Genomic DNA, 23,696 nt, shown 5'->3' with positions numbered 1-23,696 from the left:
CAAATATCCCGGGGTGAGGCGCGCAGCGCCTCAGGGGCAGAGCCCTCATCCCCGCTCTCAGATCCTCCGATAGCTCAGGTAATGCGGCTTGCGCCCCTCCCGCAGGGCCTTTTGCTCATAGCGCGTCGAGAGCCAATCGTCCCACGCGCGGTCCCAATCGCCCGCGACCGGCTGCGGATCGTCGGGATCGAAGGCGGCGGGCACGTCGAAACGGGCCTCGAAGCCAGCCTTTGGAACCTCCTCGACCGCCTGACGCACATAATCGGGAATGTCGGTGGCGATGCGAAACGGCGCGCCCGGCACAAGCGCACGGTGCAGCGGCACCAGATGCTCTTGGGTGACAAAGCGGCGGCGGTGATGTTTTGATTTCGGCCACGGGTCGGGATAGAGCAGGAAGGCTTTCTCGATACTGCCCTCGGGCAGCACATCCATCAGATCGCGCGCATCGCCCGGATGCACCGCGACATTATCCACCCCCGCGCGGCGGATCTTGCCCAGCAACATCGCCACCCCGTTGATATAGGGCTCGCAGCCGATGATCGCGACATCGGGATAGGTCTTGGCCATATGCACGAGATGCTCGCCGCCGCCAAAGCCCACCTCCAGCCAGACCGGCTTGCCGCCAAATCGCGCGGCCAGATCAAGCGGCACCCGGTCGGGATTGACGTCCCAGCCGACCTTGCCCGGCGAGAGCGCCGCCAGATCCTCGCGCAGATAGTCTTTCTGCGCCTTGTTCAGCGTCTTGCCGTGGCGACGCCCGTAGAAATTGCGCCAGGGCGCACCATCGGACGCGGCGTCCGGGGCTGCGTCATCATCGGGGCGGGAGGTGTCATCATGCGTGCTCATGGCCGCGCCTCTAGCTGCGTGCGCGACAAAACTCAAGCCTCCTGAGCATGCCCGCCGCCGCAGCCCCGACCGCTGAAGGCCACGAGCGGCGCGCAATCGAGATCTGGCACTATGCGCGGGTGCGCACAGAACCTGTCAGGAAACACCCAATTCAATTCAGAAATTCTCAGTGTAAGTCCTAGACCAAGCCCAAGACCGGGCCTGACACACCCAAGGACTGACAATGACCAAGCTTTATGACCTCGCGGCCCCGCTCGGACGGCTTTTGCTGTCGCAAATCTTCATCATCGCGGGCTTCAACAAGATCACCGGATATGCGGCGACCCAAGGCTACATGGAAGCAATGGGCGTGCCCGGCTTCCTGCTGCCGCTCGTCATCCTGACGGAACTGGGCGGCGGCCTGTTGTTGCTGTTGGGGTGGAAAACCCGCCTTGTCGCCTTCTTGCTGGCAGGGTTCAGCCTGCTCACCGGCCTGCTGTTTCACTACATCCCCTCGCTCAGCGCCACCGGGATGGAGGCTCAGGGCCAGATGATCAACTTCATGAAAAACATCTCGATCGCAGGCGGCATGCTGATGATCGTGTCCATGGGCGCAGGGGCCTTCGCCCTCGACACCCGCAAGCGCTAAGCGGCCAGAGAGCTTAACTCCTCAGGCCAAAGCCCCGCCACGGCGGGGCTTTTTCATTGAGCGAACGTCAAGCCGCGCGCATTGCGACAAGGCCCTCGCCTCGCTCAAAGAGATCGACGGGCTGCCCGTTTGAGCGGTCAGCCGCCATGCCCCACATAACGGATCGTGCCCAACCGCTGGGCTGCGCGCCTCAGCCCCGGCCGCGATAGGGCGGCACGCCCTGATCGGGGATCCACAGATCGCTGGGTTGCGGGCCGGTTTGCCAGAACACGTCAATCGGAATGCCGCCCCGCGGATACCAATAGGCGCCGATGCGCAGCCATTCCGGCTCTAGCAGGTCGCGCAGGCGCTGCCCGATCATCACCGAGCAATCCTCGTGAAACGCCCCGTGATTGCGAAAGCTCCCCAAGAACAGCTTGAGCGATTTGCTTTCCACCAGCCAGTCACGCGGCACGTAATCGATCATGATATGAGCGAAATCGGGCTGCGCCGTGAGCGGGCAGAGCGAGGTAAATTCCGGCGCGGTGAAGCGCACGAGATAGCGCTCGCCCGCGCGCGGTTGCGGCACCCGCTCAAGGACCGCAGCTTCCGGGCTTGCGGGCAGGTCCACACTTTGGCCAAGCTGGCTCAGACCCGATGCATCGCTCACCATGTATTCTCTCCGGTTGAAAATGACGCCGATGCCGTGACCGGCGCCGACAGCCCGGACCTACGGGAGGACCGGCGGACGGGTCAAGTGCCCCAATGTGTTTGTCGCAGGGTGTTTGTCGCAGGCGCGCGCTGCCTGCGCAGGTGTTGCAAATCTGGCCGGTACTTGCCCACCGTAACCCCGTGTCAGGAGGCGTGCAGATCCTGAAGATAGATCCGCACGGCCTCTTGCACATGCCGGAACCGATCACCGCCCAGATGCTTGCCGCCAAACCACCGCGTCACCACGATGATATGGTCAAAGAGCGCCTCCCGCTCCAGCATCCGCAAGATCACCATCCCGGCACCGGCCTCGCCGTCATCGTTCTTCAGGGGCGCATCGGCGCTTAGCAAGGCCCATGTATTATGGGTCGCTTTGGCGAATTTCTTTTTGCGATACAGCGCCTTGAGAAAAGCTTTCGCCTCCTGCTCGGAGTTGCACGCTCCCCCTGAGACCGCATATTTTGATCCGCGATCACTGATGATGTTTTCAATAATTCGCATAAGGCAGGATTAAATCCCTCTGATCGCGGCGGCAAGTGCATCCGGAACGTACTGCCCGGCTCAGGGTGCTTATGCCAACGGGCAGAGGTTTCCCTTCTGCCCGTCTCAAATCGTGTGTCGACTTGGGCTCAGAGCGCCTTTTTCAGCGCCTCGGCGAGATCGGTCTTTTCCCAGCTAAAGCCGCCATCGGCCTCGGGCGCACGACCGAAATGGCCATAAGCTGCGGTGCGCGAATAGATCGGCTTGTTGAGCTGAAGCGTGTCACGGATGCCCTTGGGCGTCAGATCCATCGCAGCGCCGACGGCCTTCTCGATCATCTCGTCGGGCACCTGCCCCGTGCCGAACGTATCGGCATAGATCGAAAGCGGCTTGGCCACGCCGATGGCATAGCTCACCTGAATGACGCAGCGCTTGGCCAGACCCGCCGCCACCACGTTCTTCGCCAGATAGCGCGCGGCATAGGCGGCCGAACGGTCCACCTTTGTCGGATCCTTGCCCGAAAACGCCCCCCCCCCATGCGGGGCCGAGCCGCCATAGGTATCCACGATGATCTTGCGCCCGGTCAGGCCCGCATCGCCATCCGGTCCGCCGATCACGAAGGTCCCGGTGGGGTTCACCCACCATTCGGTCTCGGGCGAGATCCAGCCTTGGGGCAACACTTCGCGGATATAGGGCTCCACGATCTGACGAATATCGTCCGAGCTTTGGCCCGCATCGGAATGCTGCGTCGAGAGCACGATCGAGGTCACGCCCACCGGCACGCCATTCTCGTAGCGCACGGAGAGCTGCGATTTCGCATCCGGGCGCAGCGTGGGCTCGGCGCCCGATTTGCGCGCCTCGGCCAGACGGCGCAGGATGGCGTGGGAATAATGGATCGGCGCGGGCATCAGCTCGGGCGTCTCGTCGGTGGCGTAACCGAACATGATCCCCTGATCGCCCGCCCCGTCCTTATCGACGCCCTGCGAGATATGGGCCGATTGCGGATGCAGGAAATTGGCGACCTTCAGCGTGGCCCAGTGGAAGGCATCCTGCTCATAGCCGATATCCTTGACGCATTCGCGCACGATGCCGTCGACACGCTCCATATATTCGGCAAGCTTCGCCTTGTCGGTCAGGCCAACCTCACCGCCGACGACGACCTGATTGGTGGTGGCAAATGTCTCGCAGGCCACGCGGGCATTGGGCTCTTCTGCCAGAAATGTATCAAGAACCGCATCCGAGATCCGGTCACAGACCTTATCGGGATGCCCCTCCGAGACGGACTCAGAGGTAAAAATATAGCTTTCGCGTGTCATGGGGACGTGCTCCGTTGTTGAAAACCCCGTTCCGTCAGGAAGCCGTTGGAACGGTTCGAAAACTAGCTAGGTCGCAACCCTGCGCCGGTCAACGAAAATACGCACGATCAGCAAAGCTATGATGAACAGAGCCACGATCAGTGCGATGATGGGCACATCGCCGATGCGGGCGTAGAGCGTCTTGGGCAGCGATGGCGGCAGTTGCACGTCCAGCACGCCTGCCTTGTCCATCCCCAGATGCGCCACGATCCGCCCCTTGGCATCGATCAGCGCGCTCACACCGGTATTGGCGTCCCGGGCGAGCGGCAGGCCCTGCTCGATCGCACGCAGCCGCGCCTGCGCCAGATGCTGCCACGGCCCCGACAGCGTGCCGAACCACGCATCATTGGTAACCTGCAAGATCCAGTCGGGGCGCTGTGCGAAACGCATCAGGTCTTGGGGAAAGATCGCCTCGTAGCAAATCAGCGGCGCGACCTTGCCCAGCTTGGGGCCAAGATCGAGCAGATGCTCTCCCGGCCCCGCCGAATAGCCATTGCCCACCTGCGCGGCAAAGGCCGTGATGCCGATCTTGGCCAGCGCATCACCAAAGGGCATGTATTCGCCAAAGGGCACCAGATGCGACTTGTCGTAAAGCGCCTCCAGCTGGGCATCCGGCCCGATCACGGCCAGCGAATTGTAATAGCGTGTGCCCTCGCTGCGCTGGATGCCAAGCGCCAGTGGCACCCCGCCCGCCGCCTGTGCCGACAGCTCAAGCCCCTGACCCGGACGATCCAGCAAGAACGGCACAGAGGTTTCCGGCCACACGATCAGATCGGGTTTGGGTTTGCCCGGCGCGGGCGGCTGCTCGGTCAGCGTGAGCAGCCGGTCGAAGAACTTCATGCGATATTGCGGCAGCCATTTGAGGTTTTGCGGCGCATTGGGCTGCACCAGCCGCAGATCGATCGGTTGGGCGCGTGGTGGCACGGGCGCATCGAGGCGCATCTGCCCCCCGCTCCAGATCGCAGCCAGCGCGCCGAGCGCACAGACGACCAGCACCCCGCCCGCAACCCGGTGGCGCAGCCCTGCGGCGATGGCAGGGGCGGCCGCGATCAGCGCGGTCATCAGGCTCAGACCCAGCGGCCCGACCCAAGCGGCAGCTTGCGCGACCGGCGCGCCGATCCAGATATGGCCGATCAAAACCCACGGGAATCCTGTGAACACATAGGATCGCAGCGCGTCCGAGCCCGCCATGCCAAGCGCGATGCCCAAAGCGATCCAGCCCGGGCGTGGCCCCAAGAGCGCGCCAAGCCCAAAGCCCAGCGCCCAGAACACGCCCATCCCCGCGGCCATCAGCACCAGCGCGAACGGTGCCATCCAGCCGTAGATTTCGGGCTCGACCAAGAATGGCTCAACGATCCAGAACATCGCGGCCAGCGCATAGCCAAACCCCGTGCCAAATCCGATCCATGCCACCGAGGCGCCACGCCCCTGCCCGGCCCCGAGCCAGATCGCGCCCGCCAAAGCAGGCATCGCGATCCACCACAGACCGAGCGGCGCCTGCCCGGCCGCGATCAGCGCGCCAAGAACAACCGCCCCCAGCAACACTTGCCAGCGCGGCCGCGCCGGCGCGCGAAACGCCGCGCCAAGTCCTGCCCGAAACCGTCTGATCATTCGGCGGCAGCCACACCCGGCATACGCACGCGCAACCGCTTGATCCGGCGTGGATCGGCATCGACCACCTCGAACTCGACCCCGTTTTCCGCCACGATCACCTCGCCACGTGCGGGGACGCGCCCGATCTGCATGAACACAAGCCCGCCCATCGAATCGATCTCGTCCTCGGCCTCTTCATCGGCGAGCCGCATCCCGGCTGCGGCTTCGAATTCGCTGAGCGGCGCGCGGGCATTCACGACCCATTGGCCGGGCTTTTCCTCGCGCCAGAGCGCATCATCGGCCTCGTCGTGTTCGTCTTCGATCTCGCCGATCACCTGCTCGATCAGGTCTTCGAGCGTCAACAGCCCGTCGACCCCGCCATATTCGTCGATCACCAGAGCCATGTGGATCCGCTGCACTTGCATCTTTTGCAACAACACGCCGATCGGCATCGATGGCGGAACATAGAGCAGCGGACGGATCAGCTTGCGCAGGGAGAACCGGCCGTTGCCCGATCCGAACCCGTATTCAAGCGCGAGATCCTTAAGGTGAACGAGCCCCAGCGGCGTGTCCAAGGTCTCTTTGAAGACAGGCATGCGCGAATAGCCGTGCTCGCGGAACTTCTCGACCAGTTCGTCGCGGCTGATCGTGACGGGAACCGCCTCGATCTCGACCTTGGGGATCGCGACATCGCGCACGCGCATGCGGCGCAAATTGCCAAGACCGGGTTGCGGCGCGGGCGCGGGGGCCTGCGGCGGTTCGATCTCATGGAGGGCCGCATCCGGGGAATTGCCCCCAAAAATCCGGCTGAGCAGCCCGCGCGAGGCGGGCTCCGAAGACTGCCCCGGCTCTGACGTATCAGACCCTTCGGCATTGGCGGAGTGCGCTCCGTCAGTGACCTGTCCCATAGTTCCTTTCCAAGACTTGCGGCATTTGCGCCGATCTAATCCCCATATGGGTTAACAATCCCTTCGCTTTCAAGCAGGCGAATTTCAATTTGTTCCATAAGCGCGGCATCTTCGTCATGAATGTGATCATAGCCGAGCAGATGCAGAATAGCGTGAACGAGCAGATGCGTCACATGATTCTCAATCGCTTTGCCTTGTTCGGCGGCCTCCCGCGCGCAGGTCTCCCAGGCAATCGCGATATCGCCCAGCGCGATCTCGCCAAAAATATCGGGCCCAGGCGGCGCGGGCGTGGCACCGGGCTGGGCGGCACCGCGCTCCTCGGCGGGCCAGCTCAGCACATTGGTGGCCGTGGGCTTGTCGCGGAAATCGGCATTGAGTTCCATGATGCGCACATCATCGCAGGCCAGCACCGAGAGCGTGCAGATCTCGGGCTCGATCCCCAGATCGGCCAACACAAGCGCGGCTGCCTGCGCGACCCGCGTGTCCAGATCCAGCGCCTCCCAGCGTTCGTCCTCAATCTCGATCTCAATGTCCATCGGCGCCCCCGATCGGCACATCGGCCACCTGCTTGCCCGCCTTGTCATAGACCAGCACCTGCCCCTGCGCGGTCACCACGACCGTGTAGCTGCGCGCAAAGGTTACAGCCTCGACCTGCGCCCCGGCAGGCAGGGTGATCTGATCGGGCAGCTGCGGCAACGGCGCGGGCGCGTTCAAGCGGATGACAAGCAGTGTGACAATCGCTACAAGGCCCAAAATCATCACACCCGCCAGCACGGTGACCAGTAGCTTGAGAAAGCGCAGATCCGGGGGCAGAGCGGCGGGCGCGTCATCATCGGACAAGTCGGACATGGAAAAACAGATCCTTGAAATCGAGATCGAACCGGGCATGGGTCCGCGCCTTGATAAGGCACTGGCGGCGGCTGTGCCAGAGCAAGCGGCGCTCTCGCGCTCACGTCTTGCGCGGTTGATCGCGGAAGGCGCGGTGAGCCGCGACGGGATGGCTGTGACCGATCAGAAAGCCAAGGTGAGCGCGGGCGAGATCTATGCGATCGCATTGGACCCGCCCCGCGCGGTTGAGACGATTGCGCAGGACATCCCGCTGGAAGTCTTGTGGGAAGATGCCGACCTGATCGTGGTGAACAAGCCCGCAGGCATGGTCACCCACCCCGCGCCGGGCACGCCCGAGGGCACTTTGGTCAACGCGCTTCTGCATCATTTCGGCGGCAACCTGTCGGGCGTCGGCGGTGAGGCGCGCCCCGGCATCGTCCACCGCATCGACAAGGACACCTCCGGCCTTCTGGTGGTGGCGAAATCGGACCGCGCCCATCACGGGCTCGCCGCCCAGTTCGAGGCCCATAGCGTGCATCGGCACTATCTTGCGATCTGCCACGGCATTCCCGACCCGGCCGATCCGCGCCTGCGCGGCACGCGCGGGGTGAGCTTCGAGAACGGCGGCATCCTCAAGATCGCAACCCAGCTCGCCCGCCACCGCACCGACCGGCAAAAACAGGCTGTGGTCGCAGGCGGCGGGCGGCACGCAGTCACACGGACCCATGTGATTGAGGGTTTTCACGGCGCCGCAGCCCTTATTGATTGCTGGCTTGAGACCGGGCGCACCCACCAGATCCGCGTGCATATGGCACATGCCGGTCACGGGCTGCTGGGCGATCAGACCTATGGCGGCAAGCGCAAGCTGAGCGAGAAAGCCGTAGGCGCCGAGGGGGCCGAGGCCGCGCGGCTCTTCCCGCGTCAGGCGCTGCATGCGGCCACGCTGGGCTTCATTCATCCGGTCACCGAAGAGGAACTTTCCTTCGAGGCCCCCCTGCCCGCCGATATGGAAGGGCTCATCACGAGCCTGCGCGGCGCGGGGGCGCGATGATCGAAGAGGTGCAAACAACCTTCAATCTCGCGGTCGCGTTTCACTTCGCCGTGCAGATCGCCGCGACGATCCGGGTGCTCACGCGCCCCGACAAGCAGCCGACGATCCGCGCGGTCTGGCTGGTGCTGATCTTTTCCGTCCCGGTGGCGGGGGTGGCGCTCTATCTGCTCGTGGGCGAGACCCGGCTCAACCAGCGCATCGCGCGCGATCAGCGCCGCACCTCCAAGGCCCTGCCGCCGCCTGCGCAAGGCGTGGCCCCGCCGCTGCCCGCAGCCACGCTGCACCCGGCCTTTGCGCGGGCGGCAGCGGTGAACGGCTACGCCGTCACACGGGCCGGGCCGACACGGCTACTGGTGCCCGCCGAGGCCCAGATCGACGCGCTGATCGAAGACATCGCGCAGGCCCAAAGCGCCGTGCATCTGATCAGCTATATCTGGCTCGACGATGCGGTGGGCCATGCGCTGGCCTGCGCGCTGATCGAGGCCGCCCAGCGCGGTGTGCAAGTGCGTGTGCTGGTCGACGGGCTGGGGGCGCGCGAGTTTCTCAACGGGCCGGACCGGCAGGCGATGCGCGACGCCGGGGTCGAGATCTGTGTGGCCTTCCCCTTCCGCTGGCCGCTTTTCAAACTGGCCAGCTCGCGGATCGATCTGCGCAACCACCGCAAGCTCGCGGTGATCGACGCCCGCATCTCTTATATCGGCAGCCGCAATATCGCGGCACCCGAGTTTCACACCAAAGCCCGCTACGCCCCTTGGACCGATATCATGCTGCGGCTCGAAGGGCCGATCGTGGCGCAACACGCGCATGTCTTCGCCTCGGATTGGATGACGCATTCGGGCACCATGCTTGCGCTTGACCCGGCCCCCGAACAAGCCGACGGCAGCCCGGCCATTTCCTTCGCGACCGGGCCGATGCTTGATACGCGCGGAGTGCCTGACGTGTTCGGCGCGGTGATTGGAGCGGCGCGGCACAGCCTGACGATCTCGACGCCCTATTTCGTGCCCGGCGAAGGGCTCGATTATGCGCTGCGTGCCGCCGCACTGCGCGGCGTGCGGGTCCGCCTGATCGTGCCGCGGGTGAATGACAGCCGCTTTGTCGCCTTTGCCTCGCGCAGCCACTATTCCGCGCTCTTGGCCGCAGGCGTCGAGATTTACGAGCACGTCCCCGGCATCTTGCACGCAAAGACCTTGCAGGTGGACGATCTGGCGGTGATCCTTGGCTCCGCCAATCTGGACCGGCGCAGCTTTGAACTGAATTATGAGGCCTGCGTACTGATCGAAGACGCCCAGTTGGCTGCAGATCTTGCGCAAGCGCAGGACCATTGGATCACGCAATCGTACCGGGTCGATGCCGATGCGGTCGCCAATTGGTCACTGTCGCGCAGATTGCTCAACAATCTGATCTCGATCCTGACCCCCGTCCTGTGATCGGCGCGATCTCGCCCGTTTCCGCGAAACATTACGAATTGTTAATTTTTTCGCCGGAAAACGACGGAAACGGTCATGCTAGAGCGTATGATTATCAAGTAAAACGCTGTCGCAGCGCGGTGTCTCGAATTCTTGAGTGAACCACTCGGTTTGGAGATGCGTTATACTTGCAACGGGGCACCCCTAGCCCCATGTTGATGGCCGCCATAGGGAGAACGGGACAGATATGACCAGCTATACCAACCTACCCGCCCCCAGCCCTGAACAGGGGCTGAACCGTTATCTGCAGGAAATTCGCAAGTTTCCGCTTCTCGAGCCGGAGCAGGAATACATGCTGGCAAAGCGTTGGGCCGATCATCAAGACACCGACGCCGCCCATCAGATGGTGACCTCACACCTGCGCCTCGCCGCCAAGATCGCGATGGGCTATCGCGGCTATGGTTTGCCGCAGGCCGAAGTGATCTCGGAGGCCAATGTCGGTCTGATGCAGGCGGTCAAGCGCTTCGATCCCGAAAAGGGTTTCCGGCTTGCGACCTATGCGATGTGGTGGATCCGGGCTGCGATTCAGGAATATATCCTGCGCTCGTGGAGCCTTGTGAAACTGGGCACGACCTCGGCGCAGAAGAAACTGTTCTTCAATCTGCGCAAAGCAAAATCCAAGATCGGCGCCTATGAAGACGGCGATATGCGCCCCGAGAACGTCAAGCGGATCGCGACCGATCTCAACGTCACCGAGGATGAGGTGATCTCGATGAACCGGCGGATGTCGGGCTCGGATGCCTCGCTCAACGCGCAAATCGGCGCAGGCGACGAAGGGGGAACTGCGCAGTGGCAGGACTGGCTTGAGGATGAGGATGCCGATCAGGCCGAAGCCTATGCCGAAAGCGAAGAGCTTGAGACCCGCCGCGAGATGCTGATGGCCGCGATGGATGTGCTCAATGAGCGTGAGAGAGATATTCTCATGCAACGCCGCCTGCGCGACGATCCCGTCACGCTGGAAGAGCTTTCGGGCCAATATGAGGTTTCGCGCGAGCGGATCCGCCAGATCGAAGTGCGCGCCTTTGAGAAGCTGCAAAAGCGCATGACGGATCTGGCCCGCGAAAAAGGCATGGCCGTGCCCGCATGACACCGGGCGGGTCCGGCGCGTCGAAGGCGCCGGGCATAGTACAGCCCTGCGCCAGATCGCAGGCGCCACGTTTGTGTGAGTATCAGTATCCGCGCCGCGTCCCCTGAGAGGGAGGCGGCGCTTTTTATATCTGCGCCTCCCGGGGTTGCCCTTGCGGGCGTATGCGATACCTTCGCCCGAACTGAGGGCTTGGGAGGATTTCAGATGAGCGCGATGAATTGGGGCATTCTGGGGGCTGCCAAATTCGCCCACGAGCACATGGGGCGCGCGATCCATGCCGCCGCAGGCGCGCGGCTCGCGGCGCTGGCGACCTCCTCCCCCGAAAAAGCGAAGCCTTTCAAATCCTTTTGCCCCGATCTTGAGGTGCATGACAGCTACGAGTCATTGCTGGCCGATCCCACGATCGAGGCGGTCTATATTCCGCTGCCCAACACGCTCCATGTCGAATGGACCAAGAAAGCGCTGGCGGCGGGCAAGCATGTCCTGTGCGAAAAGCCAATTGCGATGCAGGCGGAGGAAATCGACACGCTGATCGCGGCGCGCGACGCCTCCGGGCGCTTTGCGACGGAAGGCTATATGATCGTGCATCACCCGCAATGGCAGCTTGCGCGCGATTGGCTCGATCAGGGTCGGGTCGGCGAATTGCGCCATGCCGATGTGGTCTTCAGCTTCAACAATCCAGATCCCGGCAATATCCGCAACAAGCCCGAAACCGGCGGCGGCTCGATCCCCGATATCGGGGTCTATGCCTATTCCTGCATGCGCTTTGCTGCGCGGGCCGAGCCCGCCCAGCTGCGCTCGATTATCCGGCGCGAAAACGATGTCGACGTGTTCGCGCATGCGTTCGGCGAGATGGAAAATGCCGCGGGTCGTTTCACCTGCTCGGCCATCACCTCAACCCGGCTGCAACCGCGTCAGGAGGTGGTGTTTCAGGGCTCGGAAGGGCTGATCCGCCTCACCTGCCCGTTCAACGCCAATGTGTTCAGCCAAGCCGAAGTGACGCTTGTGCGCGCGGGCCAGCCCGATCTCGTGCAGCGCTTTCCGGGCGTGAACCAATATGTCTTGCAGGTCGAAAACTTCGTGCGCCACATCCGCGAGGGGGCGCCCTACCCTTGGACGCTCGAAGACGCGCGCGGCACGCAGGCGATGATCGATTTGGTGCGCGCCTCCGAGATTGCCTAAGCCCGCAATACCGCGCAGCCCCTCAGAGGAGACTGCGCGCGGGTTTCACAAATGGACGATTACGAAAAGGAACGAGACATGACACTGACAGCTATTCTGGAAGCCCATGGCGGCCCCGAGCAGTTCAAGCTGGTGGATCTGGACGTGGGCGCGCCCGCAAAGGGCGAAGTGCGCATCGCGCATAAAGCCATCGGTCTGAATTTCATCGATGTCTATCAGCGCACCGGGCTCTATCCGATGCAATTGCCCCATGCGATGGGCATGGAGGCCGCAGGCGTGATCGAGGCGGTCGGCGAAGGCGTGACCCATCTCAAGGTCGGGGATCGCGCGGCCTATGCCTCGAACCCGCCCGGCGCCTATTCCGAGGCGCGCGTCATGCCTGCCGCTCAGGTCTGTCCGCTGCCCGAGGGCATCTCGTTTGAGGAAGGTGCGGCCATGATGCTCAAGGGGATGACGGTGGAGTATCTGTTTCATCGCACCACGCCCCTGAAAGCGGGCGATACCGTGCTGTTTCACGCGGCCGCAGGCGGCGTGGGCCTTCTGGCGTGCCAATGGGCGCGCTCGGAAGGGATCACCCTGATCGGAACCGCAGGCACAGATGAGAAATGTGAGCTGGCGCTTGCCCATGGCGCCACACATTGCCTGAACTACCGCACGCAGGACTGGGCCAAGCAGGTCCGCGAGCTGACGCATGGCAAAGGCGTCGATGCGGTGATGGACTCGGTGGGCAAGGACACGTTCGAAGGCTCGCTCGATTGCCTCAAGCCGCTGGGAATGATGATGTCTTTCGGAAACGCCTCAGGGCCTGTTCCGCCCTTCGACATCGGCCTTCTGGGCAAGAAGGGCTCGCTCAAGATCACACGCCCGACCCTGTTCACCCATATCGGCGATCACGCGACCTGTCAGGCGATGGCCAAGCACCTTGCGCAGAAAGTGCTGGCAGGCGACGTCAAGATCACCATCGGTCAGCGCTTTGGCCTGCGCGACGTCGCGGATGCGCATCGCGCGCTCGAGGCGCGCGAGACCACGGGCTGCACCATTCTGGAAGTCTGAGACAGAGACGCCTCAGCGCCCGCCGGTCCTCAGCGCAGGATCGGCGGCTTGCTGGGGTCCATGCCGGGGCCTGCACCGGGGGTGATCTCCTGGACCTCTTCTTCCTCATGCTCGGGGATGTGCAGAACCAGCCCGGTCTCCAGCAAGATCTCCGCCGCCGGGTCTCCCGCGTCGAGGAAGGTCACGTCCAGCTCTCCGGCATCGAGCCCGGAAAAGGTCAGCGCCTCGCCCATCGCCTTGGCAATCCCGGGGCGCACCCCTTCATGCGCGCCGATCACCGCCAGGACATGGCCGCGATGCCCGTCTTCATAGGTCACACCGCCCAGCACAGCCGCCTGAGCCTGCCCCGAAAGCTGATCGAGCTTGGCCTCGAAAGCGGGCATCAGAAGTCCCAGCATCGCGGGCGGCAGCGCAGGGGCCGCGAATCCGACCGGACGGCCCTGCCCCTCGGACGGTTGATGAGCCAGCGTCTCGGTCAGCCATTCCAGCGCATTGGGCGGCAAGAGCATCGCGGAGTCGGCCACGCCCAGATTGACCCCAAGCCCGATCCCCTCGCCCACGAGATGCTGCGCGATCACCCGACCGGGCAGCGCCGCATAGGCCTGCGCGGCATCGGCAAACTCGGCCATCCGCTCCTCCGTGTCGAAGACGAGCACGAAATCGCCCTCTTCGGCGGAAAACACCTGCGGGCGAATGGTCTCGTCCGTCGGCTCCTGCTCGAGCAACAAGAACAGTTCCGCATCGGCCAGACGGTCATAGACAGCCAGACGGCGCGCGTCATTCTCGGGCTCGGCCTGCATCAGCGCATGGGCGCGGTCATATGGGGTCATGTCAGCTCCTTCACCCGGGCGCGCAGGACGGGCAGCAGCGCCTCGGCAAACCAGGGATTGCGTTTGAGCCATCCCGTATTGCGCCAGGACGGATGTGGCAAGGGCAAGAGGGCCGGGAGATGCGCGCGCCAGCCCGCAACTGTCTGTGTGACATTGCGCGTGCCCAGATACCAACGCTGCGCCGCACCGCCCACCAGCAAGGTCAGATCGGGCGTCCCGATCTCGGCCATCACGGCCTCATGCCATGTCTGCGCACAAATGGGGGGCGGCGGCAGATCCGTGCCCGTCCCGTCATAGCCCGGAAAGCAAAACGCCATCGGGGTAATGGCGATCCTTTTGCGGTCATAGAAAGTCTGCGCGTCGATCCCCATCCAGTCGCGCAAACGATCCCCGGAGCGATCCGTGAAAGGCCGACCCGATTCATGAACGCGCAGCCCCGGCGCCTGCCCCACGATCAAGATCCGCGCACCGCGCTCGAACCACACCACGGGACGCGGCTCGTGTCGCGTGGCGGTGGCACTGAATCGCTGCGCACAGATCTGACAGGCCGCGATCTTTTGTTGCACGCTGGGCATCATTGTCTCCTTGGCGCCAACAAACCGTTCGTGATTGCCCTACCCTCTCGTAAACGGACATAATAAGGCCCAAATGAACGATTAGATGACTTTATTAACCACACTGAGTCATGTTCATCTAGGCCGCAGACCGAGGGGCGGATCGCGAAACCATGCTAGAGTTTGAGAATGTGTCAAAGTCCTTTTGGACCGGCAAGCAGCGCAAGGTGATCCTTGATCGCGCAAGCTTTCGCGTGGAATTGGGCAATTCTCTGGGGATTCTTGCCCCCAACGGCACCGGAAAAACCACGATTATCAACATGATGGCCGGGTTGGAGAAGCCCGATGAGGGCGAGATCCGCAAGACCTGCCGGGTCTCGTTTCCTCTGGGCTTCATGGGCGGCGTGGTCAGCAAGCATTCGGCGCGCGAGAATGCGCGCTTCATCGCGCGGCTCTACGGGCTCGATCCCGACTATGTCGAGGCATTTTGCCGCTGGCTCACGGGGATCGACGAATATTTCGACATACCTGTGGGCACTTACAGCTCGGGAATGCGCGCAAGATTCACGTTTTCGTTGCTGCTTGCGCTCGAATTTGACATCTACCTGATCGACGAGGGGATGCCCTCGACCACGGATGTGGAGTTTAACCGCAAGGCAGGCTCGATCCTACGCGACCGGCTGCGCAACACCACGGTCGTCGTGGTCTCGCACCAGCCTGCCACGCTGGAGAAGTTCTGCCGCACGGCGGCGGTGCTGCGCGATGGGCAGCTCCACATGTTTGACACTTTGGAAGAAGCGAAGCGGATGTATGACTACCAGTCCTAAGGCGCAGAAATATCGCATCCGCCGCGAGGCTCCGGTTCTCTTCGATGGCAAGGCAATCGTGCCTGCCCCGCGCAATGCTGCCCAGAGCGCGGGCCAAACACGCAAAGCCCCTGCCGCCGCTCAGCCCCGCGCCCAAGAGCAGACCGTGGCCAAAAGCGTCGAGCAAAATCCCGAGCAGCTGTTCGAGCCGCAGGATGACGGCTTTGGCGACGAGAAATTCGCCACCGCGCAAGGCGGCACGAAGGTGCTGGCAAAGGGCGAGAAGACGCTCGACGAAGAAATTTCCGAGATCCGCGCCGAAGGGCTGACCGGGCGCCAGTTGCGGCTGGCCCGCCGGATGGCGCAGAAACACGGGATCGAGGCCACTTCGGATTTCGAAGCCGTGCTGTTGCTGCGCCGCCGTGGGGTCAACCCGTTCGAGCGCTCCAATATCGTGGCGATGGTGAAGGCCCAAGACCCCGCTGAAGTGACCTCGCGGGCCTTGGCCCGTACCGATGGCGCGGGTGCGGATGCGCGGGTCCAGCTGCCCCAGACCGTCAAGCCCGGCCAAGTCCCCTCGACCGAACTGGCCCAAGCGGACCATCGGGCAGCGCAGATCTTGCAGATCCAGACCGATATCGCCAAGCGCCGCCGCCGCAAGCTTTTGCTGCTGGCAACGCGGCTGGCCTTCTTCGTCTTCCTGCCCACGCTGATCGCGGCCTATTACTATTACGCGATGGCCACGCCGATGTATGCGACGAAATCCGCCTTCGTGATCCAGAAGGCTGAAGGCATGGGGCAATCTGGGCTTGGCAGCCTGTTTTCGGGCACCCAGCTTGCCACCAACCAGGATTCCGTCACCGTTCAGTCCTATCTGCAATCGCGTGACGCGATGCTCCGGCTCGACCGGGATGTGGGCTTCAAGACAGTGTTCGAGAACCCCGATATCGACCCGCTGCAGCGCCTGCCGAAAAACGCAAGCGACGAGCAGGCCTACCAGCTCTATCAAAAAATGGTCCAGATCGGCTACGATCCCTCCGAGGGCATCGTGAAAATGGAGGTCGTTGCCCCGACGCCAGCGCTGTCGCAGAAATTCTCCGAGTCGCTGATTTCCTATGCCGAGAAACAGGTGGACCAGCTGACCTCGCGTCTGCGCGACGATCAGATGAAAGGCGCCCGCGAGAGCTACGAGGACGCCGAAAGAAAGGTCTTTGCAGCCCAAGCCCGCGTGCAGCAACTGCAAGAGAAGGTCGGCATTCTCGATCCGGTCAGCGAAAGCTCCGTGGTGATGGGGCAGGTCTCGTCGCTAGAGACGCAGCTGCAGCAAAAACGCCTCGAACTGGGCCAGTTGCTCGACAACCCGCGTCCCAACCAAGCCCGCGTGACCGGCGTTCAGGGCGATATCAAACGCCTTCAGGACATGGTGGACAAGACGCGCAGCCAGCTCACGAGCACGACCAAGAACGGCAACGAGTCTCTGGCCGCCGTGACGGGGCAGTTGCAGATCGCGCAAGGCGAATTGCAGACCCGCCAGATGCTGATGTCGGCAGCCGCCCAGCAGATGGAGACCGCCCGGATCGAGGCCAACAAACAGGTGCGCTATCTGGAGATGGGTGTGCGCCCCGTGGCCCCGGACGAGCCGACCTATCCGCGCTCCTTCGAGAACACGCTGTTGGCTTTCCTGATCTTCTCGGGCATCTATCTCATGCTGTCGCTCACCGCCTCGATCCTGCGCGAGCAGGTCTCGAGCTGAGCGTCCCCAAAGCCTGAGGAGATGACGATGAAAGATGTGCAGATCGGTGAGCTGACCGTCTCGAATGACCGCGCGCTGAGCGTGATCGCGGGCCCCTGCCAGCTTGAGAGCCGCGACCACGCAATGATGATCGCCGAGAAGATGGCACGCGCCTGCGATGAGGCCGGCGCCCAGTTCATCTTCAAGGCCAGCTATGACAAGGCCAACCGCACGAGCCTCAAGGGCAAGCGCGGCCTTGGCATTGATGAGGGGCTGGCGATCTTGCAGGAAGTGCGCGCCGAGATCGGCTGTCCCGTGCTTACCGATATCCACGATGCAGAGCAGGCGCGGATCGCAGGCGCGGTCGTCGACGTGATCCAGATCCCGGCTTTCCTGTGCCGCCAGACGGATCTGCTGCTGGCCGCGGGCGAGACCGGCTGTGTCGTGAACATCAAGAAAGGTCAGTTCTTGGCACCTTGGGACATGCCCAATGTCGCCGACAAGGTCGCCTCCACGGGCAATGAAAAGATTCTCCTGACGGAGCGGGGCACCTCATTTGGCTACAACACGCTGGTCGCCGATATGCGCGCCCTGCCCGAGATGGCGCGCACCGGCTATCCGGTGATCATGGATGCCACCCACTCGGTGCAGCAACCCGGCGGTCAGGGCGGCTCCTCGGGTGGCCAACGCGAATTTGCGCCCGTGATGGCGCGCTGTGCGGTCAGCCTCGGGATTGCGGGCGTCTTCATCGAGACGCATGAAGCCCCCGACACTGCGCCCTCCGACGGCCCCAACATGATCCCGCTCGATCAGATGCCCAAGCTCGTGCAGACCCTTATGGAGTTCGACCGGCTGGCCAAGGACACCCCAATCCGCCTGCCGAGATAAGCGGCACGCGCCAAGCCAAGCCCCGGCGGAGCGCCGGGGTAAAGATAGCGCGCTCGGATCCGCCTATGCTTTCAACTCGGAGTCCCAGTAAAGGAATGCTAGAAACTTGAAATTCATAGGAGAATTTTAATTCTGCGGGATTTTTGCGAGATCGTTGAAAATTGCAGTGTTTGTCGATCGCGGCGGTTTTGATTCGTCACGTAGGCTCATGCTGGGCCGCAGGCGCGAACGTGTAGCAACGTCGAAAAACGACGACACCCCTAACTTATGCCTGATGCTTCTCGCGACGAAGTTCTACGCCGTGCCCATCACGTGAGTGACCGAAGCGCAGTTGGGGAAGCAGCTCCAGATATGTTCATAAAAGCTGATGTGTTCAGGAATTGCTTCATTGCAGTGACTAAATATTTCCAAAGCTGCGGGCGCGCCCCCATCAACAAAGAGTAGAAAGCCCAGACCATATCCCATGCCTTGCACCTCGCAGTACAACATTTCTCCCAAGACAAGATTCGTTTCTTGACCAATGTTTGGCCAAATCTCGCAAAATGTTATCACTCTGCTTCCGCCGTAGTCTTTCCGCGAAGATACGGATAGCTGTGACAGGTATTTTAAGAGGTTTGGTTTTTCTCTTTCAAGAATTATACGTATGCTATCCAGTTCGAATTCTGTAAGTTTCATGAAAAACGCCCCTTTGCGACGCTGGTCTAAAAATTAATTTTCATCGGCGACCCGAGCGCCAACTGAAACAACTTCTCACCCACCCAATAGGGTGAAAATTTCTTGAGATCTGCGGCCTAAGGCGAAACGCCTCGGATCCCTTTGAACAAAGCGGCGGCCTTACTGTGCAGCATTGTAGTGGGGGGCTCGGATAGTCGCAGTCAGCTCGCTCGCCCTCAATGAAGTGTCTGCGGGCTTTCTCGGTGAGCCCGAACCGCTCGATGTAGTCGAGCACGATCGCCTCCAGACTTTTGGTTTCGTTCGCTCGACACATCTGAATAGCCTCCGCCCATTCAGCTCAGAATAGGGAAGGTAAGTTAACAAATGGTAAAGGTTCACTGCGCGCTCGCGATCCAAGTTGCTAGCCATAGATCAGACAAGCGCTTCCTCGCTACATGATCATCGAAGGGTCTTAGGATTTGCCTGCGAACCAGGCGCTATCGAGCGAGCCCATCCCATCTTCAAGTCTGCGCCGAAGAGCGTGAACGGATGTGTAGGATTGTCTCGCGTACGAACCGCTACTGGAACTACTTCAGCGACGTGATATGACATGCTTACGTACCGCGCGAAGAGACGTGGAAGTAGCCATGCATTGCGAGTTGGAGGGCAACCGTGAACGATAAATGTCCAACTTGGTCAATAGTCACCACCTGTTCCGAGCCGAAATCTGTTATCGAGCGTTTCGTCGCCCATCACCTGTCTCTCGAGGTTAAGGAGATTTTTCTTTTCTTCGACAACCCGACGGACTTAGCGATAGAGCGCCTATCGCGGGTACCAAGGTTGACGGTAGTGCCCTGCGACGAGGCCTATTGGCGGGCTCGAAAGGGCGGCAGACCATCTGATCATCGCCAAAGACAAATTTACAACGCCAACTACGCGGCGCGCAACTTGCTGACTAGCGATTGGCTCGCCAATATCGACACCGATGAGTACCTGTTCCCACGAAACGCTCAGAGCATTTCTGAGATGCTCGCCGACACGCCCGATGAGTTCAATGCGGTCCGTGTGCTCCCAGCCGAGCATATCTTTAAAGCAGCTCCTGTGAGGGGCAGTTTGCAATGCGATGGAATTTTCAAGCTAAAGGCCAAGAACCGATCCGAATTTTCGCGGGTGCTCTTCCGCGAGATGTCAGAGCTCTTCCCCTCAGGATTCTTGGGTCACGAAGTCGGAAAATCTTTTCAAAGAGCCTCCAGTGTCGGAGCGGCAGTTTTTAACGTTCACTTCGTCCGCTCCAACGGCACGATGGTGCCGACATTCGTCGTACCACAAGAGCAAGCAGTTCTCCTGCACAGCTTTCCTAGTTCCTTTGAAGATTTCAGGAAGAAATTCGAGCGACGTCTTAGTTCAAAGGAGTACATGGATAGTCTAAAGGAACAGGCACAAGCGCCTTTCCTTGCCTACGACAGAGCCCGGAAAGAGAGCGGAGAAGAAGGTGCGCAGTCATTCTTTCTCAGTACAAGCGTTTTGAGCGATACCGCGCTGACCGAGCTTCGGCATATGGATTTAATAATCGATATCGATCTAAAGTTCTCAAAGAAGATCAGAGAGCATGTAAAGCCCTACGAAAAGAAAGTAGCTTTCTTACACTTGTCGCAACCCTCTGGCGCGATTGTTCGAGAGAGAGACAAGGTTTTTCAAATCGGAATGAATCGTGCGGGATCGAAAGAAATTTGTGCAGAGCTTTCTCGCGCTGGATACAGTTTTTGCCATTGGGATGAAGGGCACTTGGCGAAGGCGCTGTATGATGCGAAGGCGTCCGGCGCAAAACCCTTTGATGAGTATTCGCACTATGAGGTAATTAGCGACATCAGTGTGTCGGGCCCAAAGATTGTATATGACGGATTTTTAGATTTCAGCTATATTATTGAGCACTTTCCAGAATCCATCTTTCTACTGAACTATCGACCTGTAGAGGACTGGATTAATAGCAGGTCTAAGTTTCGCCGCGGAAAGTACCTTGCAGAGGCTAGGGATTTTCACCAAATGTCGTCCGACGAAGAGGTCAAGAATTTTTGGCGCCAGCAATGGGACGACCATTGGCACAACGTAAAGAGAGAAGCTAGGGAAAGAAAATTGAGACTTATTGAATACCCAATATATTCAGCGTCTCCGGGCTATCTTGTTTCGGAGTTGGCCAGATTGAGAGAGGAAGACGGCAATGTCTGAAACCGAGACTATTAAGATCGAAAAATTTTCTCAAACTGTCAATCTTTCGTACCCTACCACCCCCATGAGTGAAGAATGCGTAGTATTTTTTGAGGAGGATCCTCATTGGTATCGCCGCAGAAAGCTCTTAAGCACGGCAAGGTGCGACGTCTATTTTATCTACGTTCAAAACTCTCCTTGGTCAGGCTTAGAGGAGATTTCCAAGGCGGCCGCGCTTGTCGCCGAAAGACCTTACAAATCCATAGCATCGATTTCATATGGCAGTTCAGCGTTTCCAATGATGACCTTTTCGGCGATCGTCAATCCAGAGTACCTTGGAGTAATATCACCCACATTGCATGAGAATAGCTTTGAGTTCATCGAGGCTGCTCAGAAGGTGTCGATGCCCAACTATGAACGTGAAGAATTGCGAACTTATCTTCTGCACAACGAAGAAGCCGCGAACCGTACGATCCTGAAGAACTTGGGGCCCGGTGGTGGATGGTCGCGCGAGGTTAGTCTCGAGCAGTCCGAGAAGTTGCGTAAGGAGAGTAAAACCGCGCGCTTTGTCGAAGAGCTTGCCTCTGACAAGATGCGAGCGCTTGATGCTTGCTTTGAGCGTATTGTTTTCGGAGAAATGTAGACGAGGCGACCCGCTCCAGAAGCAAAAGAAAAAGGACGGCTCTGGCTTAAATGCTGGTCGTGCGCTCGACTGCGACCCGACCGACGCAGCCATGTCTGGTCCTGTGATTTCACCCAAAATCAAACCGCTATCGGGCTATTCTATCGGACTCTGAAGATCATCGACGAGCGTACTAGGGAGGCGCTCAAGATTCGCGTGGATCGCAAGCTAAGTTCAACTGACGTGATGGATGCATTGACGGCCCTGCCAATGCCTCACGCGGCATACCCGGATACATTAGATCCGACAATGGCCCTTATTTATTGCGCAGAAGGTGCAAGACTGAAACGCTTCAGTGGCTGCCAGGACTGTTTACATTGAGCCGAGATCCTCCTGGGAGAACGGATACCGTGAAAGCTTCAACGCCCGGTCCCGCGACGAGCCGATGAATGGAGAAATCTTCTACGCCTGAGAGAACCAAAAATCCTGATCAAGATCTGGCGCATGAACTACAACACGATCAGGCCGCGCAGCATCCTAAAGTACCGTCCGACCGCGCCAGAAAAATCATTCCTATGGATCAGAGACGGACGATGCACTAGCAATCAAAAGGGACGACCCCTTGGGCGCACGCCAGCGGCCAGCGGAATATGGAGATAGTTTCAACATGAAGATAATAGTTTTTTTTGGCCATCACAAAGTAGGCTCAACGGCACTTCAGGATTTCTTTTCTAAAAACTTCCAATCACTACTTGATAAAAAAATCCTCTATCCGATGGTAGATTTTCAAGGACTCTCCTTAATGTTGGCCAAATGTGCAACATTGAGGCCTGAAAGCGACGATGTGCGCCTGCCCATAAACGCGCGCGAGGCCCATAACGCCCTCGCCTTCAAAATGATAGAAGAGCATCGGAATAGCCCCGTCCCGCCGTTTCATACGCACCTTCCTCATACCTCTCAGATGTTTCATGCAATACGTTGTCAGATCAATGCGATAAATCCTGATCATGTGGTACTTATTTCAGAAGTTATGGCAAACTTCGGCACCATCACTTCTTCATTTTTTCAAAGGCTAAAAAAGGAATTCCCTCGTGCAGAGTTTCAATTCATCGCAACGATCCGAAGGGTCGACGAGTATCTCATGTCTTGGCACTCGCAAAGGTTACGCTTCGGCCATAAATTAGCTCCTCTCGACCAAGGTGGACTTGAAACCTATTTCGACGGAATTCACTTTAATTACCAAAGGATGATAAAGCCTTGGATAGATGCATTTCCCGAAGCGAATTTTGTAATTCGAAATCATGCTGACGTCATGATGAATGGAGGTTCAATCGAAGATTTCAAAGTCCAATCTGGATTAATTTATCCGGACAACATGAAACCACCGAGCATTGCCAACCCGAGCTACCATCGAGCGACATTTGAGCTAGCGCGAAGAGCGAATAAAGATCTACCACCTGAGAGCGCTGTGAAGGCGCGAAACTTCTTGGAATTGATCACACCCGCTCTAGAATTACCGAAAAGCTCACAAATTGAGCTCATTGGTGAAAAGGCACGCTTAGAAATGTATGATCGATTCGCTCCTATCCACGACTTTCTTGGCACAACCATTCGATCCGGACCGTTTTTTTCGGACTTTGAAAAAGTCAGGGAATGTCAACCAATTCACTATAGCGAAGCAACAGAGGTCATCCTCCCACAGCTTGGCAAACATCTCCCAATTCTTAGGGATGAGGTGGCGCGAAATTTCTTTCAAAAAAATTTAACGCAATAGAAAGACAAGAGCGTGCACGAAAAACTCTTCAAATTAGTTCATCACGCCAAGATAGATTAAACGCGATTATAAGTCAGAATTATAAGTCGATACTGCCACCTTGGGGCAGAACAAACGTCGAACCCATAACTTCAAAAATAAAGACCCTCTTCAAGAGAGATTTCGCCACCTGATGGGTGCAGGAGCGCTTACAGAGGCAAGTTTTCCTAAAACCGAGATTCGTAAATTCACGCATCAAAAGATTTTTTGAGCGACATCATGATGCCTTGAGGACCACTCAGATCTCCTTGCAAAATCGAAATTGTCAGCGAGCCACGCTCCGACAATTGTGGACTAATGCTCGCCAAAACTTTAAAGAACCAATCCATCAAGACTTATGTGACACCACACGGCCCCTTTGACGGATAAGGAAACGAGATGCGGATTGTAGTGATTGGAACCGGCTATGTTGGGCTTGTGTCGGG

General features: G+C 59.8%; 23 protein-coding genes, 1 pseudogene and 1 riboswitch. Of the genes and pseudogenes, 13 read left to right on the top strand and 11 right to left on the bottom strand.

All coding sequences use genetic code 11. From position 1 onward, the window contains the following. Positions 1-57: 57 nt before the first annotated feature. Positions 58-846 (bottom strand): tRNA (guanine(46)-N(7))-methyltransferase TrmB, encoded by a 789-nt coding sequence (trmB, locus tag DL1_RS09265; RefSeq protein WP_038065269.1) that lies wholly within the window; start codon positions 844-846, stop codon positions 58-60. Between the two features lie 223 nt (positions 847-1,069). Here trmB and DL1_RS09260 point away from each other — a divergent pair, with 223 nt between their 5' ends. Next, positions 1,070-1,474 carry a DoxX family protein gene (locus DL1_RS09260; protein WP_038065268.1) on the top strand — a complete coding sequence of 135 codons (405 nt, stop codon included), beginning with the start codon at positions 1,070-1,072 and terminating at the stop codon, positions 1,472-1,474. A 190-nt stretch (positions 1,475-1,664) separates the two neighbouring features. Here DL1_RS09260 and queF read toward each other — a convergent pair whose 3' ends face one another. The 7 genes from queF to DL1_RS09225 form a co-directional block, all read right to left on the bottom strand. Further along, positions 1,665-2,126 carry a preQ(1) synthase gene (gene queF / locus DL1_RS09255; RefSeq protein WP_038065265.1) on the bottom strand — a complete coding sequence of 154 codons (462 nt, stop codon included), beginning with the start codon at positions 2,124-2,126 and terminating at the stop codon, positions 1,665-1,667. A 182-nt stretch (positions 2,127-2,308) separates the two neighbouring features. Next, on the bottom strand, positions 2,309-2,665 hold the full coding sequence (locus DL1_RS09250) for a YigZ family protein (protein WP_038065263.1): 357 nt from the start codon (positions 2,663-2,665) through the stop codon (positions 2,309-2,311). Between the two features lie 128 nt (positions 2,666-2,793). Beyond that, the gene (metK, locus tag DL1_RS09245; RefSeq protein WP_038065261.1) at positions 2,794-3,960 is read right to left on the bottom strand and encodes a methionine adenosyltransferase; all 1,167 of its coding nucleotides are present in this window, start codon (positions 3,958-3,960) and stop codon (positions 2,794-2,796) included. 7 nt (positions 3,961-3,967) lie between these two features. Beyond that, positions 3,968-4,017: riboswitch (SAM-SAH riboswitch) on the bottom strand. Positions 4,018-4,026: 9 nt separating this feature from the next. Further along, positions 4,027-5,610, bottom strand: a complete 1,584-nt coding sequence (gene lnt / locus DL1_RS09240; protein ID WP_051693441.1) for an apolipoprotein N-acyltransferase — start codon at positions 5,608-5,610, stop codon at positions 4,027-4,029. Continuing rightward, positions 5,607-6,500 carry a hemolysin family protein gene (locus DL1_RS09235; protein WP_038065260.1) on the bottom strand — a complete coding sequence of 298 codons (894 nt, stop codon included), beginning with the start codon at positions 6,498-6,500 and terminating at the stop codon, positions 5,607-5,609. Before DL1_RS09235 ends, lnt begins: the two co-directional genes overlap by 4 nt. A 35-nt stretch (positions 6,501-6,535) precedes the next feature. Beyond that, a complete protein-coding gene (ybeY, locus tag DL1_RS09230; RefSeq protein ID WP_038065259.1) occupies positions 6,536-7,036 on the bottom strand; it encodes an rRNA maturation RNase YbeY in 501 nt (166 codons plus the stop codon). After that, on the bottom strand, positions 7,026-7,349 hold the full coding sequence (locus DL1_RS09225) for a DUF6476 family protein (RefSeq protein ID WP_038065255.1): 324 nt from the start codon (positions 7,347-7,349) through the stop codon (positions 7,026-7,028). The genes ybeY and DL1_RS09225 overlap by 11 nt, the downstream gene beginning before the upstream one ends. Between DL1_RS09225 and DL1_RS09220 the strand changes: the two genes are divergently transcribed. The 5 genes from DL1_RS09220 (at position 7,348) to DL1_RS09200 (ending at position 13,167) form a co-directional block, all read left to right on the top strand. Beyond that, complete coding sequence (locus DL1_RS09220; protein WP_038065252.1) at positions 7,348-8,379, top strand: RluA family pseudouridine synthase; 1,032 nt, start codon at positions 7,348-7,350, stop codon at positions 8,377-8,379. The two genes, DL1_RS09225 and DL1_RS09220, sit on opposite strands and share 2 nt — an antisense overlap. Beyond that, the gene (cls, locus tag DL1_RS09215; RefSeq protein WP_038065249.1) at positions 8,376-9,806 is read left to right on the top strand and encodes a cardiolipin synthase; all 1,431 of its coding nucleotides are present in this window, start codon (positions 8,376-8,378) and stop codon (positions 9,804-9,806) included. The genes DL1_RS09220 and cls overlap by 4 nt, the downstream gene beginning before the upstream one ends. A 226-nt stretch (positions 9,807-10,032) precedes the next feature. Then, the gene (rpoH, locus tag DL1_RS09210; RefSeq protein ID WP_038065246.1) at positions 10,033-10,932 is read left to right on the top strand and encodes an RNA polymerase sigma factor RpoH; all 900 of its coding nucleotides are present in this window, start codon (positions 10,033-10,035) and stop codon (positions 10,930-10,932) included. Positions 10,933-11,136: 204 nt separating this feature from the next. Further along, complete coding sequence (locus tag DL1_RS09205) at positions 11,137-12,114, top strand: Gfo/Idh/MocA family protein (RefSeq protein WP_038065243.1); 978 nt, start codon at positions 11,137-11,139, stop codon at positions 12,112-12,114. 78 nt (positions 12,115-12,192) lie between these two features. Then, positions 12,193-13,167, top strand: coding sequence for a quinone oxidoreductase family protein (locus DL1_RS09200; RefSeq protein ID WP_038065441.1), 975 nt, complete (start codon positions 12,193-12,195; stop codon positions 13,165-13,167). 29 nt (positions 13,168-13,196) lie between these two features. Here DL1_RS09200 and DL1_RS09195 read toward each other — a convergent pair whose 3' ends face one another. Next, positions 13,197-13,997, bottom strand: coding sequence for an SseB family protein (locus DL1_RS09195; protein ID WP_038065240.1), 801 nt, complete (start codon positions 13,995-13,997; stop codon positions 13,197-13,199). Continuing rightward, positions 13,994-14,572, bottom strand: a complete 579-nt coding sequence (locus DL1_RS09190; protein WP_038065237.1) for a uracil-DNA glycosylase family protein — start codon at positions 14,570-14,572, stop codon at positions 13,994-13,996. Before DL1_RS09190 ends, DL1_RS09195 begins: the two co-directional genes overlap by 4 nt. Before the next feature lie 152 nt (positions 14,573-14,724). Here DL1_RS09190 and DL1_RS09185 point away from each other — a divergent pair, with 152 nt between their 5' ends. From DL1_RS09185 to kdsA, 3 genes are read left to right on the top strand one after another with little or no spacing between them, the layout of a single operon-like run. Further along, positions 14,725-15,378, top strand: a complete 654-nt coding sequence (locus DL1_RS09185) for an ABC transporter ATP-binding protein (protein ID WP_038065234.1) — start codon at positions 14,725-14,727, stop codon at positions 15,376-15,378. Next, positions 15,362-17,110 carry a KpsE/RkpR family capsule polysaccharide export protein gene (locus tag DL1_RS09180; RefSeq protein WP_038065231.1) on the top strand — a complete coding sequence of 583 codons (1,749 nt, stop codon included), beginning with the start codon at positions 15,362-15,364 and terminating at the stop codon, positions 17,108-17,110. The genes DL1_RS09185 and DL1_RS09180 overlap by 17 nt, the downstream gene beginning before the upstream one ends. A 27-nt stretch (positions 17,111-17,137) precedes the next feature. After that, positions 17,138-17,977, top strand: coding sequence for a 3-deoxy-8-phosphooctulonate synthase (kdsA, locus tag DL1_RS09175; protein ID WP_038065228.1), 840 nt, complete (start codon positions 17,138-17,140; stop codon positions 17,975-17,977). Between the two features lie 294 nt (positions 17,978-18,271). Here kdsA and DL1_RS21570 read toward each other — a convergent pair whose 3' ends face one another. Beyond that, entirely contained in the window at positions 18,272-18,652 is a 381-nt protein-coding gene (locus DL1_RS21570) for a hypothetical protein (RefSeq protein WP_143081656.1), read from the bottom strand. A gap of 651 nt (positions 18,653-19,303) precedes the next feature. Here DL1_RS21570 and DL1_RS20845 point away from each other — a divergent pair. From DL1_RS20845 to DL1_RS09155, 4 genes and pseudogenes are all read left to right on the top strand, one after another. Next, entirely contained in the window at positions 19,304-20,857 is a 1,554-nt protein-coding gene (locus DL1_RS20845; protein WP_051693440.1) for a glycosyltransferase family 2 protein, read from the top strand. After that, positions 20,850-21,479, top strand: coding sequence for a hypothetical protein (locus DL1_RS09160; protein ID WP_038065222.1), 630 nt, complete (start codon positions 20,850-20,852; stop codon positions 21,477-21,479). Before DL1_RS20845 ends, DL1_RS09160 begins: the two co-directional genes overlap by 8 nt. 27 nt (positions 21,480-21,506) lie before the next feature. Then, positions 21,507-22,060 (top strand): annotated as a pseudogene (locus DL1_RS22050) (integrase core domain-containing protein); the annotation flags it as partial. 20 nt (positions 22,061-22,080) lie between these two features. Next, the gene (locus DL1_RS09155; protein ID WP_162178741.1) at positions 22,081-23,232 is read left to right on the top strand and encodes a hypothetical protein; all 1,152 of its coding nucleotides are present in this window, start codon (positions 22,081-22,083) and stop codon (positions 23,230-23,232) included. The last annotated feature ends 464 nt before the right edge of the window (positions 23,233-23,696 follow it).

Origin of the sequence: Thioclava dalianensis (assembly GCF_000715505.1) — a bacterium.
Lineage (GTDB): Bacteria > Pseudomonadota > Alphaproteobacteria > Rhodobacterales > Rhodobacteraceae > Thioclava > Thioclava dalianensis.
Note: the sequence above shows the minus strand (reverse complement) of the source record. Positions and strands in the feature narration are given on the sequence as shown.